The sequence below is a fragment of the Flexivirga sp. YIM B11880 genome (genome assembly GCF_058148645.1).
In genome coordinates, this window is the sequence record NZ_JBMAMH010000002.1 from 103,514 (window position 1) to 117,203 (window position 13,690).

Consider the following 13,690-nt stretch of genomic DNA (forward strand, 5'->3'; position numbering starts at 1 on the left):
TTGGCGGTCAGTCGAAAAGCGTTGTCGATGTGTCGGATTTGAAGAACGCGCGCACCAGCGGCCGGTGCGCGGGGATGATCGGCAACCGCGCCGTGTCCTCCGCCGTGAACCACGCCGACTCCGTGACCTCGTCGGACACGCCGGCCGAGCCGGCCACCACGTGGGCCCGGAAGCACACGCCGAAGATCGCGCGCCGGCGCCCGTCCGGGTAGACGATCACCACATCCGGGTTGCTGTATGCCGCCAGCACGGAGTCCACGGCCACGTCCAGCCCGGTCTCCTCCCGCGCTTCCCGCACCGCGGCTTCGGACCAGGTCTCGCCGACCTCGACGCCGCCTCCGGGCAGACACCAGAGGCCGTTGTCCTCCCGCCGGGTGAGCAGCAGCCGGTCACCGTCGCCGATGGCACAGCTGGCTCCGGCCTTGATCTGGGTCGCGCCGGCCTCCGCCGATGCGGCGATGCGCGGGCCGACATCGACCTGGGCACGCGGTGTGCGGCGTTCGTAGACGACCACCGTCCAGCCGTCGTGCGGCTCGCGGGAGATCTCCCGCCATACGGGCGAGTCGGTGAACGGCCAGCCGGGAAAGACAGTGTCACCAGCCGGATCGAGCGGGATCTCGGAGATCACCATCCGGTCGACGTATGGCGCGAAGAGCGCCCAGATCTGCGCGCCGCCCGTCACGAAGAAATCCTCGTCGCCGGCGAGGAAGAGCGCCTCGTCGACGGAGTGCGCAACCTCGACACCCTCGACCGTCCACTCCGGGTCGCGGGTCAGCACGATGTGGCGGCGTCCCGGCAGCAGCCCGTGCGACTCGAAGGTGCGCCGGCCCATCACCATCGGATGACCCATCGTGGCGGCCTTGAAGCCCTTCTGTTCGCCGGGCACTCGCCACGGCATCGTCCCGTCGCGACCGACGACCCCGTTGCGCGCGACGGCGGCGATGAAGCTGATCGTCATACGGCGATCGGCGCCTTGATCGTCGGCGCCGCGACATATCCCTCGAGCTGGACGTCCGGCAGGTCGAACGCGTCGATCTCCCGGATCTCCGGGTTGAGCCGCAGCGTCGGCAGCGGGCCCGGCTGGCGGGTCAGCTGGAACCGTGCCTGGTCGAGGTGGTTGAGATAGAGGTGAGCGTCACCGAGGGTGTGTACGAACTCGCCGGGCACCAGCTCGGTCACCTGCGCGACCATCGCGGTCAGCAGGGCGTAGGACGCGATGTTGAACGGCACGCCGAGGAAGATGTCGGCCGACCGCTGGTAGAGCTGACAGGACAGCGACCGGCGGCCGTCCTCGGTCGGCGCGCCGACGTAGAACTGGAACATCGTGTGGCAGGGCGGCAGGGCCATGTCGTCGACGTCCGCGACGTTCCAGGCAGACACGATGTGCCGGCGTGAGTCGGGGTTGGTGCGGAGTCCGTCGATCACCCGGGCCAGCTGGTCGATCGTGCGCCCGTCAGGCGTGGGCCAGGACCGCCATTGATGCCCGTAGATCGGACCGAGATCGCCGTGCTCGTCGGCCCATTCGTCCCAGATGGTGATGCCCCGGTCGTGCAGCCACTGCACGTTGGTGTCGCCGCGCAGGAACCACAGCAACTCGCCGATGATCGAGCGCAGGTGCAGCTTCTTGGTGGTGAGTGCCGGGAATCCGGCGGACAGGTCGAAGCGCATCTGATAACCGAAGACCGACAGGGTCCCGGTGCCGGTGCGGTCGTCCTTGCGGGTGCCGTCGGAGATGACCCGGTCGAGCAGGTCGAGGTACTGCTTCACGGCATCAGACGCTATCAGCGGGCGCCGACATAGGGCCGATCGACGGCGTTCGGCAGGCCCGCGGCGGGCGCCGGGATAACCATGTGGACGGTCGTTAGAAATTGTGATCCAGATCACAGGAGGCCGCTGTAACACTTTCGGGGCGTGCCCGATGTAACCGTTGATCGCGTCGTCACCCGGACCCCCGAGCGGGTGACGACGCGATCAGTCATTTCCGGCGGGTATGCCGAGAGCCCGGCACCCGGAAGCCCTCCGCACGCAGCGCGGCCACCTCGCTAGCCTTGGCGGCATGACGAACCCCTTCGGACGGTTGCTCACCGCCATGGTCACGCCCATGCACGAGGACGGATCACTCGACCTGGACGGCGCCCAGAAGCTCGCGGACCACCTGGCGCGGCACGGCCACGACGGCATCCTGGTCAACGGGACGACCGGTGAGTCGGCCACCACGACCGACGAGGAGAACGTCGCGACGGTCCGCGCGGTGGTCGAGGCGGTGGGTGACCGCGTCACCGTCATGGCCGGCGTCGGCACAAACGACACCGCCCACTCGGTCGCCGCGGCGAAGGCCATGGTGGCTGCGGGCGCTCGTGCGGCCCTCGTCGTCACTCCGTACTACAACAAGCCGCCGCAGGCCGGCATCGTCGAGCACGTGCGCGCAGTCGCGGCAGCGGCCGACGTGCCGGTCATGCTCTACGACATACCGGGTCGCACGGCCACCGCGCTGGCACCCGACACTCTGCTCCGGCTGGCCGAGATCCCGCAGGTTCAGGCGGTCAAGGACGCGAAGGCCGACCTCTACGGCTCCAGCAAGGTGATGGCGCAGACCGACCTGCTCTGGTACTCCGGCGACGACGTCCTCGCGCTGCCCTGGCTGTCGATCGGCGCCGTCGGTCACGTGGCGGTGACCGGGCACGTCGCAGGCGACCAGTTCGCCGCGATGATCAAGGCGGTGGATGCCGGAGACCTGACCACCGCTCGCGACATACATCGGCGCCTGATCCCCGCGATGGACGCCATCATGACGATCACCCAAGGAGCGATCATGGCCAAGGCCGCGCTCAAGCAACTGGGCATCATCGAGTCGGACTTCTGCCGGTTGCCGCTGCTGCCCGCCACCCCGGAGCACCACGAGATCCTGCGCCGCGCCCTTGAGGAGTCAGAGCTTTCATGAGCCACCCGCACCCCGAGCTCGAACTGCCCGGACCGCTCCCGAGGGGCGGCGTACGCGTCGTCCCGCTCGGCGGCCTCGGCGAGATCGGCCGCAACATGACGGTCGTGGAGTATGCCGGCAGGCTGCTCGTCGTGGACTGCGGCGTGCTGTTCCCGGAGGACCACCCGGGCGTCGACCTGATCCTGCCCGACTTCGAGTACATCTCCGACCGGCTCGACGACATCGAAGCCATCGTGCTGACCCACGGGCACGAGGACCACATCGGCGCCGTGCCCTACCTGCTCCGGCTCAAGCCGGACATCCCGCTCGTCGGCTCCACGCTGACCCTGGCACTGGTCGAGGCGAAGCTCAAGGAGCACCGGATCACGCCATACACCTTGGCGGTCAAGGAAGGCGGGCGCGAGAAGCTCGGCGGTTTCGACTGCAGCTTCATCGCCGTCAACCACTCGATCCCCGACGCGCTCGCGGTGTTCATCCGCACCGGCGGCGGCAACCTGCTGATCACCGGCGACTTCAAGATGGACCAGCTGCCGCTCGACAACCGGATCACCGACCTGCGGGCGTTCGCCAAGGCGGGGGAGGAGGGGGTCGACCTCTTCCTCACCGACTCGACCAACGCCGACGTGCCCGGCTTCACCACCCCTGAGCGCAACATCGCGCCGGCCATCGAGCGGGTCTTCCAGAAGGCGCAGCGGCGGATCATCGTCGCCTGCTTCTCCTCGCACGTGCATCGCGTGCAACAGGTGCTGGACGCCGCACGGGCACACCGGCGGAAGGTCGCGTTCGTCGGCCGCTCGATGGTGCGCAACATGGGCATCGCCGCCGAGCTCGGCTATCTGCACGTGCCCGACGGTGTGCTGGTCGACCTCAAGAAGGTCGACAAGTACGCCGACAACCAGATCGTGCTGGTGTCCACCGGGTCGCAGGGCGAGCCGATGGCAGCCCTGTCGCGTATGGCGAACGGCGACCACAACACCATCGATGTCGGTCCCGGCGACACCGTGCTGATGGCGTCCTCGCTCATCCCCGGCAACGAGAACGCCGTCTATCGCGTCATCAACGGGCTGATGCGGCGCGGGGCGAGCGTCATACACAAGGGCAACGCGCTGGTGCACGTGTCCGGGCACGCCAGCGCCGGCGAGCTGCTCTACGTCTACAACATCGTCAAGCCGCGCTACGTCATGCCGATCCACGGCGAATGGCGCCACCTCGTCGCCAACGGCGAGCTCGCCGAGGCGACCGGCGTGCCGCGCGACCACGTGCTGCTGGCCGAGGACGGTGTCGTCGTCGACCTGGTCGACGGGCGAGCGGAGATCGTCGGCGCGGTCCCGTGCGGTTATGTGTATGTCGACGGCTCCCTCGTCGGCACGACCGACGAGACCATGCTGAAGGACCGTCGGATCCTGCGCGACGAGGGATTCGTGACGATCATCGTGGTGCGGGACGCCGACACCGGCAAGATCGCCGCCGGCCCGGAGATCCAGACCCGCGGATTCGCCGAGGAGGACGACGTCTTCGACAAGGTCCGTCCCAAGCTGGAGGCCGCGCTCGAGGAGGCACGCGAGAAGGGCATCAGCGACACCTACCAGCTGCAGCAGGTCATCCGGCGCACCGTCGGCGGCTTCGTCGGTGGCAAGCTGCGCCGCCGGCCGATGATCATTCCCATCGTCATCGACGCGTAGTCCTCCGCTTCGACTCGGCGAGTCAGGCGGACGGGTCGTCGCCGCGGCTTCGATCTCGGCGGCGCCCCAACCGGCGGGATCGTTGGGCACTCGGCGAGATATGAGTTGTTGTGGTGATGAGGCGCTCGAAACGACGACAACTCACATCTCGGGGGAGGGCCGGCCCCCGTCATACGCCGAAGGCCCCGCCCACCAGAGGTGGGAGCGGGGCCTTCGAGGTTGTCGCCGCGGTGGCGGTGACGATCGGACCAGATCAGGCCGGCAGGTGAAGGTGCTGGCCGACGAAGATCAGGTTCGGGTTGTTCACGGTGCCCTTGTTGGCGGCCCAGAGTGCCTTCCAACCGTCCTTGACGTGCAGCTTCTGCGCGAGCTGGCTCAGGGTGTCACCGGACTTGACCGTGATGGTCTTCTTGGAGACCTTCACCTGCGGCAGCGCGGCGGCCTTGGGAGCCGTGTAGGCCCGTGTGACCGTCGGACGCGTGGCAGACCGGGAAACCTTCGGCGCGGTGTAGGTGCGCTTCGGGGCCGTGTAGGTCTTCTTCGGGGTGCTGGTCCGGGGGGCGGAGGCCACCGGGGGCGCCACGACGGGCGAGCCGCCGCCACGGGTCAGACCCGCGCGCACCGAGCACACCGGCCAGGCGCCGGGGCCCTGGGAGGCCAGCACCTTCTCGGCGATGGTGATCTGGGCGGACTTGCTCGCCAGGTTGGCGTTGGAGGCGTAAGCGCCACCGCCGTAGGCGATCCAGGTCGAGTGGGTGAACTGCAGGCCACCGTAGAAACCGTTGCCGGTGTTGATGGCCCAGTTGCCACCGCTCTCGCAGGCGGCGACGCGGTCCCAGGTGCTCGCCGATGCGGCGTGGGCGTCACTTGCGGTGGCAACTCCGGCGGCGGCGAGGGCTGCGGCGGCGGCAACCCCGATGCCGACGACGCGGGTCTTACGGGTGATGTTCGTGCTGAGGTCCATGGATTCCTCTCCTGACGTGCGCATGCGGGGTTAGCTGTCGGGTCGGGCTGTCAGGTGCCCGGCAGGCTTGTGGCCTGCTCTCACCCCAAGGCCGGAGACCGGCCGGATTGGGTTCCCCACCCTCGTTGTGCCTCCGGGACCGTCCCAGGCGTCGGTGTCCGCTCAACGAGGTTGTGCGCAACGGACCACAGGCATAAAGGGCCGGAGCCATGCCGGGTAGCGCGGCTCCGTGATGGATCTGACCTTCGACAGGGGGACGAAGTTTTTGAACCACCGATCCACGAAGGTACGTGGTCCGACCGGCATTTCCAAGTCGAAGCGTGACCATTTCGTGACTTTTTTCGGGAGTGTAGTGAGCGTCACACCTCGGTCGGCACATCCGTCACAGACGTCACCGTAGTGTCGCGCGCGACGCCAGGCGCCCTGAGTGGTGGTCAGAGGCCGGACAGCGTATGTCGGACGCGTCCCGGCGTCTAGGCCTGGTGCCGTGACAGGTCACCGCTGAAACGTCACCAGGGGAGCGGTTCGGCCAGATCACGAGGGTCGGCCGGAGCCGACCAGCCCTCGTCGGTGTGCACGTAGGAGAGTGCCGGGCCGTGCTCGACCAGTCGGCGCACGCCGGCGACGAGCCGGTCGACGTGCTCGCCGGTGGTCGCGAGGCCGAGGCTGGCGCGGACCGCCGTCGCCCCGTCGCCGACGATGGCGTCGCAGAGCAGATGCGCGCAGAACCGGCCGTCCCGCACCGCGATGGCGTGCTCGTCGGCCAGCACCTGCGACACCAGCGACGGGTCGTAGCCGGCGATGGTGAAGGTCACCACGCCGACGTTCGGCCGATCGCCCAGAGCTTCCACGACGCGCACGCCGTCGATCGCCGCCAGGCCGGAGCGCAGCCTCGTGTAGAGCTGTGCCTCGTGCGCCTCGATCGTGGCGCGGTGCTCGCGCAGGGTCGCACACGCCGCGGCGATCGCGACCGCTCCGACGGCGTTCGGCGTGCCGCCCTCGTGCCGTGCCGGTCCGGTCTGCCATTGCGTCCCACCTCGGCGGACCCGAGCGGTCGCGCCGCCCGCCGGCAGGTAGGGGTCGGCGGCATCCAGCCAGTCGCTGCGTCCGGCGAGCACGCCTGCGCCATACGGGGCGTAGAGCTTGTGACCGGAGAACGCGACCCAGTCGACGCCCAGCGTGCCGAGGTCGATGGTGACGTGCGGCGCGTACTGCGCGGCGTCGAGCACGACGCGTGCGCCCAGCTCTCTTGCGACGTCAGCGAGTTCGGCGACTGGCCAGATCTCGCCGGTGACGTTGCAGGCGCCGGTGAGGACGACCAGCTTGTGGTTCGCTGCGGACCGGCCGAGCGCCTCCCTCAGCAGCTCGAGTGCGTGCTCGGTGCTGCGCGGCACCGGCAGGCGGGTGGTGCGTCCCTCCGGCCACGGCAGCAGCGCTGCGTGGTGCGCCGACTCCCAGGCGAAGACCTCGGCGTCCTGCGGGACGCAATGCGCCAGCAAACGCAATGCATCCGTCGTGTTGCGGGTGAAGACCACCTCGTCACCTCGGCGCGCACCGACGAACTCGGCGACCTCCGCCCGCGCCGCCTCGAACCAGGAGGTGGTCACCCGGCTCGCGTAGCCGGCGCCGCGGTGCACGGACCCGTAACGGCGCTGCACCGTCGCGACGGCGTTCGCGACGGCCACCAGCGCCGGCGTGGTCGCGCCATGATCGAAGTTGGCGTAATCGGTCACCGTCCGATGGACCGTGGGAACACCGAGGTCTGCGGAGACGGTCTTCGGCAGTCCCTCCGCGGCGCGCTTCGGCGCCGGCGTCGAGACGCGAGGTATGCCGAGCTGGTGCGGCGTGGTGTCCTGCTGGGGGTCGATGGTGATGCTCAACGTGCTGCTCCTTCGCCGATCGAGGGATCGACAGCGGTGCAAGCAGAGTCGATCCGCGCTTGCCGGCGTGCTTCTCACGTCGGCCCGGTCGTCACCCGGAGCACCCCACCGCGGTTGGAGGGTTGCCGCTCAGCAAGCCGGGGCTTGTCGCTGAGACTCATGACCTGGGTCAAATGTAGCGGGATCTCCGGCGGCGGAGTCAAACCCGGTCCGCGGACCGGAACGGGGGTATGGCGCGGCTCGCAAGCCGTCTCGGCGTGTGACGTATGTGGTTGCTGCGACTCTCGCGTACGGTGTTTTCGTGCCTACCCGTCCGTCATCGTCGCAGGCGACCACGCGTGCGACCCGCAGCAAATCCGGGTCCGCAGGATCCGGTTCGCGTTCCCGACCTGCGTCGGGACCCACCTCGACGCGCCCGCCCGCCAAGAAGGCGACCGGTGCGAAACCTCGGTCGGGAGGCAAGCCGTCCAGTGGCGGGCTGCCTCTGCCGTTGCGCGCTGCGAGGGGCACCTGGATGGGTGTGGCCCACGTGGCGGGCGGCGCTGCCCGGCGCGTCGGCCACTCCGCGCGCGACCTCGAGCCGGAGCTGCGCCGCGACGGCCTCGGCTTCGCGCTGGTCGCCGCCGCGATCGTCATCGCTGCCCGCGAATGGTGGGGGCTGACGGGAGCCGTCGGCGACGTCATACACGCCGTCGTTGCCGGCACCTTCGGGCTGGGCGCGCTCGTGCTGCCGCTGGTGCTGGTCCTGATCGGCGTGCACCTGATGCGGTCGCCGCGCGGCGACCAGGGCACCAACCGGGTGATGGTCGGGCTCGCGCTCTTCGCGATCGCGGTGTGCGGGATCACCAGCATCGCCAAGGGCATTCCACAGCCCAGTGAGACCGACGCACTCCGCGGGGCCGGCGGCATCGTCGGCTTCATGGCGAGCAGTCCGCTGGTTGCGGCCGTGCACACGGCCGGAGCCATGGCGCTGCTGGCGATCTTGTTGTTCTTCAGCGTCCTGGTGATGACCGCGACCCCTGTCTCGATGATCCCGGCACGGCTGGCGACCTTGCGCGTGCGGCTGTTCGAGCACGGGCGGCCGGAGTCGTATGACGACGACGAGCCCGTCGACGCCGTGGCGCAGGATCTGCACGGAGACCAGATCGACGGCGGCAAACGCAAGCGCCGCCGCAAGAAGAACGACGATCAGCCGCAGGACCAGGCCGGCCTCGACGGGGACGAGCCGTTCGAGCAGGCTGCGACCGTCGTGCCCCGGCGGACCAAGAGCGGCCGGGTGCTGCGTCCGGGCGAGAAGGACCCGGGCGAGAAGGACCCGGGCGACCGCGACGTCTACGACGTCGACGGCGAGACGCCGCCGGCGAAGCCGGCCGATCCACGACCGGTGGGGGACACGCGCGCGGTGCCGCTGCCCGGGACGAAGGGCGCACCGCCGGAGCCGGCCGCCGCACCGCTGCAGGCGCCGCCGACCACACCGTTGCCGCAGCGGGTCGAGCAGCTGCAGCTGGCGGGGGACGTCACCTACACGCTTCCCGCCAACGACGTGCTGAAGCCCGGCACCCCGCCGAAGGCCCGCTCCGCGGCCAACGACCGGGTGGTCGAGGCGCTGACCCAGACGCTCGACTCGTTCGGTGTCGACGCGCAGGTGACCGGCTTCTCCCGCGGCCCGACGGTCACCCGTTACGAGGTCGAGCTGGGCCAGGGCACCAAGGTCGAGCGCGTCACCGCACTGTCCAAGAACATCGCGTATGCCGTGGCGTCGGCCGACGTCCGCATCCTCAGCCCGATCCCCGGCAAGTCCGCGATCGGCATCGAGATCCCCAACACCGACCGCGAGAAGGTCAGCCTGGGCGACGTCCTGCGCAGCGGCGCCGCCCGCGGCAACGACCACCCGATGGTAATGGGCGTCGGCAAAGACGTGGAGGGCGGCTACGTGATCGCCAACCTCGCGAAGATGCCGCACCTGCTGGTCGCGGGTGCCACTGGTGCCGGTAAGTCGTCGTTCGTCAACTCGATGATCACCTCGATCATGATGCGCGCCACGCCGGACGAGGTCCGGATGGTGCTGGTCGACCCCAAGCGCGTCGAACTCACGGCATACGAAGGCATTCCGCACCTGATCACGCCGATCATCACCAACCCCAAGAAGGCCGCCGAGGCGCTGCAGTGGGTCGTGCGCGAGATGGACACCCGGTATGACGACCTCGCCGCGTTCGGCTACAAGCACATCGACGACTTCAACAAGGCGGTGCGCGCCGGGAAGGTGCAGCCGCCGCCCGGCTCGCAGCGGGTCATGCAGCCCTACCCCTACCTGCTGGTGATCGTCGACGAGCTGGCCGACCTGATGATGGTCGCCCCGCGCGACGTCGAGGAGTCGATCGTCCGCATCACCCAGCTCGCCCGCGCCGCCGGCATCCACCTCGTGCTCGCGACGCAGCGCCCCTCGGTCGATGTCGTCACCGGCCTGATCAAGGCCAACGTGCCCAGCCGGATGGCGTTCGCGACCTCCTCCCTCGCCGACTCGCGCGTGGTGCTCGACCAGCCGGGTGCCGAGAAGCTGATCGGTCAGGGTGACGCGCTCTTCCTGCCGATGGGCGCGTCGAAGCCGATGCGCGTCCAGGGCGCCTGGGTCACCGAATCCGAAGTGCAAGAAGTCGTTTCGCACGTCCGCGAGCAACTGAAGCCGACCTACCGCGACGACGTGCAGGTGTCCGCGCCGAAGAAGGAGATCGACGAGGACATCGGCGACGACCTCGACCTGCTGCTGCAGGCGGCCGAGCTGGTCGTCAACAGCCAGTTCGGTTCGACGTCGATGCTGCAGCGCAAGCTGCGGGTCGGGTTCGCCAAGGCCGGCCGGCTGATGGACCTGATGGAGAGCCGCGGCATCGTCGGCCCCTCAGAGGGTTCGAAGGCGCGCGACGTGCTGGTCAAACCCGACGACCTGCCGACCACGCTGGCCCTGTTGCGCGGCGAGGACCCGCCGGGCGCCGAGCAGCCGTATGACGCAGCCATCGACACCGGCGAGTCCGACGGTGGCGAAGACGCGTGGCAGCTCACCGACCGCCGCGAGTGACGCCAGGGGAGAGCGAACGATGACCGACGACGACGATCGCACCCAGGAGATCCGTCGCGACCACGATGGTCGGCGACCGGGACCCGGAGCGACCGACGGGCCGTCCCGGCACAGTGGCAACACACCGCCGTACGGTGCGCCGTCCGCACCGCCGCAGCGGCCGGCCAGTGGCTACGGTCAGCCGGCGGCGGGTTACGGACCGCAGCAACCCGTCACCGGTTATCGACCCCCTCCGGACTACGGGGCGCCCGTGCTGCCGACCGACCGCGGCTCCGGTGGCTTCCCGGCAGCGCTGGTCGGTGCGGTGATCGCGGCGCTGGTGGCGGTCGGCACGTCATACGCCGGGTATCAGGCCGTCCTGCACAACGTGAGCCCCGATCCGCGGCGGGTGTCCGGCTTCTTCGTCGGCCGGCTCGGCTTGTTGCCCTGGCCGGGCTCGCAGGGCGGTGACCGCCTCACGGCGTTCCTGGCCGGCCTGGTCGTCATACTGCTGATCACGTTGCTGCTGATGATGGCCGCCGCCATGTCGACGCGAGCGGGCAACGGTGGCTTCGGCCTCTTCCTCGGCGCCTGGATGGCGGTCGTCATCGCCGGCGCGGCCGCCGGAACAGTTGCCGCCGCGATCTGGATACCGGGCGGTCAACTGAGTCAATACCTCGCCAACTCCATCAGCGGTGGGGTGATGTGGGGCGTGCTGTACGGCTGGATCGCGGCGCTGGCGCTGCTCATCGCTCATGCGCTGCGGCGCAAACCGGTCACCCGCTGAGGCTCCTGCTGTTCGTGCCGGTTTTCCCCTATGCCCAGCGGGCGCTCCACCGCCCGATGGGCATAGGGCAGCAGCGAGTCAGCCACCGTTCAAGGCGTCATACGTACGGCGAACCTGCTGCATGAACCTCGCTCGTACGAGGCGCAATCCGATGACCGGGATCCGCAGCACGCGTTCACCGGCTGCCACGCGGTCGTTCTGCCGAAGCGCATCGTCCACCGGGTTGAGGGCAAGTATGTGATGTCCGCCGTCGATCTCCACGACCAGTCCGACGTCGTCCCATGAGACGTCGAGGTAGACCCGGCCGTCCGGACCTTCGCGCACCATCTGACGGGAGGGCGTGGGCAACCGGACCTGTCGCGCCAGGCGGCCGAAGTCCAGCTCGCCGAGGGAGTGCGCGCCATCCGTCACATCGGCGATGACAGCATCGAGGAACCGCCTTCTGGCAGAACGCTGCACGCCTCGCCACGCCACACCGAGGCGCGATGGGGCGAGCAGGCGTTGCTGGATCGGCAGGCAGACGAGCAGCGCCGCCTGCCGATCGCTCAGCGCCCACTGGGCAGCGTGGATCGTGGCCACTTCGAGCGCGACTCGGGGGATGCCGGCACCGCGGATCGGAGCCGGACGATCCGGACGGTGCAGGCGAATCCCCGGTAGCGCATGGGGCCGGTTCCGAGCGGGCATCGTGACGTCGATGACTGCCGCGGTGAAACCCTTCATCCCGCCCGCGATGAGCGCGCTGGCGCCGTCGAGTCGTGCTCCGGACCCGCTCTCCCAGACCGCTTGCCACCATTGCGCAACTTGTGTCAGTTCCGGCGAGCCGATGGCCACTGTGTGCCGCCCAGCCAGGAACCAGCGGCCCGCAGCGATCTCGTTGCGAATCGCGTTGCGGTCGATGCCGTGCTGTGAAAGAGCGAGCCGGTGCACGACACCACCGTGGTCGCCGGCGAGCTGGGCGGCAACGATGCGCCGGTCGTCGCCATACCGTTGGGGCCGCCCGACCACCATGTGCTGGGCAGCGGTCGCGGACATGCGACCGATCCTGGCCGAGATCGCGGATTCGCCGCTGCGGCACTGTGGACAACCGTCGTCCAGCGTTCGTCCCTATGCCCAGCGGGCGCTCCACCGCCCGATGGGCATAGGAGGACGCGCCGTGGGGAGGCGCAGACAGCGTCAGCCGTCGAGCTCCTCGATGGTGGCGACGCTCGGGCCACGGGTTTCCTGGAGCTCCCGGGCGACCGCTTCCGCGTCGCGCAACACCCGCAGCACGTTGCCGCCGGCCGCCTTGGCGAGGTCCTCGTCGGACCAACCCAGCTCGGCGAGCGCCGCGAAGACCTTCGGGTATGACGAGACGTCACCCAGCCCTTCGGGGAGCACCGTGACACCGTCGTAGTCGCCGCCGACGCCGAGATGGTCGATGCCGGCCACCTCACGGATGTGCACGAAGTGCGCGACGACGTCGTCCAGCGTCGCGACCGGCTGCGGATGTTCGGTCGCCCACTGGTCCGCGAACTTCTGGAAGGCCGCGACATCGGTCGGCGCGACGCCGGCCGCACGAGCAGCCTCACCGGCGTCCGCCCGCCACTGTGCGCAGGCCGCCGACACGAAGGCAGGCACGAAGGTCGCCATGATGACCCCGTTGTTGTCGCGCAGCGTCTCCAGCACGTCGTCGGGCGCGTTGCGCGGCGAGTCGCAGACCGCGCGCGCCGAGGAGTGGCTGAAGATCACCGGCGCCTCGGACGCGGCGAGCGCCGCCCGCATCGTGTCGGCGCTCACGTGCGAGAGGTCGACGAGCATGCCGATCCGGTTCATCTCGCGGACCACCTCGACACCGAAGCGGGTGAGACCGCCGTGCACCGGCTCGTCGGTCGCCGAGTCGGCCCATGGGTTGTTGTCGTTGTGGGTCAGCGTCATGTAACGCACGCCCAGCACGTAGAGCATGCGCAGCGCGGCGAGCGAGCTGTCCATCGACTGGCCGCCCTCGGCGCCGAGCAGCGACGCGATGCGGCCGGAGGCGAAGACCGACTCGACCTCGTCCGCGGTGCGTGCCAGGCCGAAGGTGTCCGGCCAGCGGCCGATCAGCTGGTGCACCGCGTCGATCTGCTCCAGGGTCTGGGTGACCGCCTCGCTGCCGGGCAGGTTGGACGGCACGTAGACCGACCAGAACTGTCCTCCGACACCTCCCGCGCGCAGCCGCGGTATGTCGGTGTGCGTCCGATCGGCGGTCCCGGCCTCCACATCGAGCTTGTCGAAGTCGTAGCGCACCAGGTCACGTGCCGCCCACGGCAGGTCGTTGTGACCGTCGATGAGCGGGTGCTTCGCGAGCAGGGAACGGACGTGGTCGAGGCTGGGGAAGGTGTCGGTGTTCGCCATACCGGCCATCA

Annotated in this window: 10 protein-coding genes and 2 riboswitches; of the genes, 4 read left to right on the plus strand and 6 right to left on the minus strand. The window is 69.5% G+C overall.

All coding sequences use genetic code 11. The features are described 5' to 3' along the window. Nucleotides 1–7: 7 nt before the first annotated feature. Nucleotides 8–958, minus strand: coding sequence for a dihydrofolate reductase (locus tag ACN8HC_RS05050; protein WP_490073785.1), 951 nt, complete (start codon nucleotides 956–958; stop codon nucleotides 8–10). Next, nucleotides 955–1,767 carry a thymidylate synthase gene (locus ACN8HC_RS05055; RefSeq protein WP_490073786.1) on the minus strand — a complete coding sequence of 271 codons (813 nt, stop codon included), beginning with the start codon at nucleotides 1,765–1,767 and terminating at the stop codon, nucleotides 955–957. The genes ACN8HC_RS05050 and ACN8HC_RS05055 overlap by 4 nt, the downstream gene beginning before the upstream one ends. Before the next feature lie 289 nt (nucleotides 1,768–2,056). On the opposite strand from ACN8HC_RS05055, the gene dapA reads away from it, so the two are divergent. Together dapA and ACN8HC_RS05065 are read left to right on the plus strand one after the other, a co-directional pair. Next, on the plus strand, nucleotides 2,057–2,941 hold the full coding sequence (dapA, locus tag ACN8HC_RS05060; protein WP_490073787.1) for a 4-hydroxy-tetrahydrodipicolinate synthase: 885 nt from the start codon (nucleotides 2,057–2,059) through the stop codon (nucleotides 2,939–2,941). Next, nucleotides 2,938–4,623: a ribonuclease J gene (locus tag ACN8HC_RS05065; protein ID WP_490073788.1), complete on the plus strand. Its 1,686-nt coding sequence runs from the start codon at nucleotides 2,938–2,940 to the stop codon at nucleotides 4,621–4,623. The genes dapA and ACN8HC_RS05065 overlap by 4 nt, the downstream gene beginning before the upstream one ends. Before the next feature lie 253 nt (nucleotides 4,624–4,876). Here ACN8HC_RS05065 and ACN8HC_RS05070 read toward each other — a convergent pair whose 3' ends face one another. Together ACN8HC_RS05070 and ACN8HC_RS05075 are read right to left on the minus strand one after the other, a co-directional pair. Further along, nucleotides 4,877–5,587 (minus strand): transglycosylase family protein, encoded by a 711-nt coding sequence (locus tag ACN8HC_RS05070; RefSeq protein WP_490073789.1) that lies wholly within the window; start codon nucleotides 5,585–5,587, stop codon nucleotides 4,877–4,879. A gap of 4 nt (nucleotides 5,588–5,591) precedes the next feature. Further along, a riboswitch (cyclic di-AMP (ydaO/yuaA leader) is annotated at nucleotides 5,592–5,729 on the minus strand. Between the two features lie 367 nt (nucleotides 5,730–6,096). Further along, complete coding sequence (locus ACN8HC_RS05075; RefSeq protein WP_490073790.1) at nucleotides 6,097–7,467, minus strand: aminotransferase class V-fold PLP-dependent enzyme; 1,371 nt, start codon at nucleotides 7,465–7,467, stop codon at nucleotides 6,097–6,099. A 50-nt stretch (nucleotides 7,468–7,517) separates the two neighbouring features. After that, nucleotides 7,518–7,632: riboswitch (SAM riboswitch) on the minus strand. Between the two features lie 349 nt (nucleotides 7,633–7,981). On the opposite strand from ACN8HC_RS05075, the gene ACN8HC_RS05080 reads away from it, so the two are divergent. Both ACN8HC_RS05080 and ACN8HC_RS05085 read left to right on the plus strand, forming a co-directional pair. Beyond that, nucleotides 7,982–10,540 (plus strand): FtsK/SpoIIIE family DNA translocase, encoded by a 2,559-nt coding sequence (locus tag ACN8HC_RS05080; RefSeq protein ID WP_490073791.1) that lies wholly within the window; start codon nucleotides 7,982–7,984, stop codon nucleotides 10,538–10,540. Between the two features lie 19 nt (nucleotides 10,541–10,559). Further along, the gene (locus ACN8HC_RS05085; RefSeq protein WP_490073792.1) at nucleotides 10,560–11,306 is read left to right on the plus strand and encodes a hypothetical protein; all 747 of its coding nucleotides are present in this window, start codon (nucleotides 10,560–10,562) and stop codon (nucleotides 11,304–11,306) included. A 78-nt stretch (nucleotides 11,307–11,384) separates the two neighbouring features. Here the strand turns inward: ACN8HC_RS05085 and ACN8HC_RS05090 are convergent, their stop codons facing one another. Both ACN8HC_RS05090 and ACN8HC_RS05095 read right to left on the minus strand, forming a co-directional pair. Further along, a complete protein-coding gene (locus tag ACN8HC_RS05090; protein WP_490073793.1) occupies nucleotides 11,385–12,338 on the minus strand; it encodes a PDDEXK family nuclease in 954 nt (317 codons plus the stop codon). 141 nt (nucleotides 12,339–12,479) lie between these two features. Then, complete coding sequence (locus ACN8HC_RS05095) at nucleotides 12,480–13,679, minus strand: dipeptidase (RefSeq protein WP_490073991.1); 1,200 nt, start codon at nucleotides 13,677–13,679, stop codon at nucleotides 12,480–12,482. Nucleotides 13,680–13,690: the final 11 nt, after the last annotated feature.

What these genes read in the sequence shown, in the direction of transcription:
- ACN8HC_RS05095 (WP_490073991.1), bottom strand. Translation starts at nt 13,679, where the DNA reads ATGGCGAACACCGACACCTTCCCCAGCCTCGACCACGTCCGTTCCCTG.
- ACN8HC_RS05065 (WP_490073788.1), top strand. Translation starts at nt 2,938, where the DNA reads ATGAGCCACCCGCACCCCGAGCTCGAACTGCCCGGACCGCTCCCGAGG.
- ACN8HC_RS05070 (WP_490073789.1), bottom strand. Translation starts at nt 5,587, where the DNA reads ATGGACCTCAGCACGAACATCACCCGTAAGACCCGCGTCGTCGGCATC.
- ACN8HC_RS05050 (WP_490073785.1), bottom strand. Translation starts at nt 958, where the DNA reads ATGACGATCAGCTTCATCGCCGCCGTCGCGCGCAACGGGGTCGTCGGT.
- dapA (WP_490073787.1), top strand. Translation starts at nt 2,057, where the DNA reads ATGACGAACCCCTTCGGACGGTTGCTCACCGCCATGGTCACGCCCATG.
- ACN8HC_RS05090 (WP_490073793.1), bottom strand. Translation starts at nt 12,338, where the DNA reads ATGTCCGCGACCGCTGCCCAGCACATGGTGGTCGGGCGGCCCCAACGG.
- ACN8HC_RS05085 (WP_490073792.1), top strand. Translation starts at nt 10,560, where the DNA reads ATGACCGACGACGACGATCGCACCCAGGAGATCCGTCGCGACCACGAT.
- ACN8HC_RS05080 (WP_490073791.1), top strand. Translation starts at nt 7,982, where the DNA reads ATGGGTGTGGCCCACGTGGCGGGCGGCGCTGCCCGGCGCGTCGGCCAC.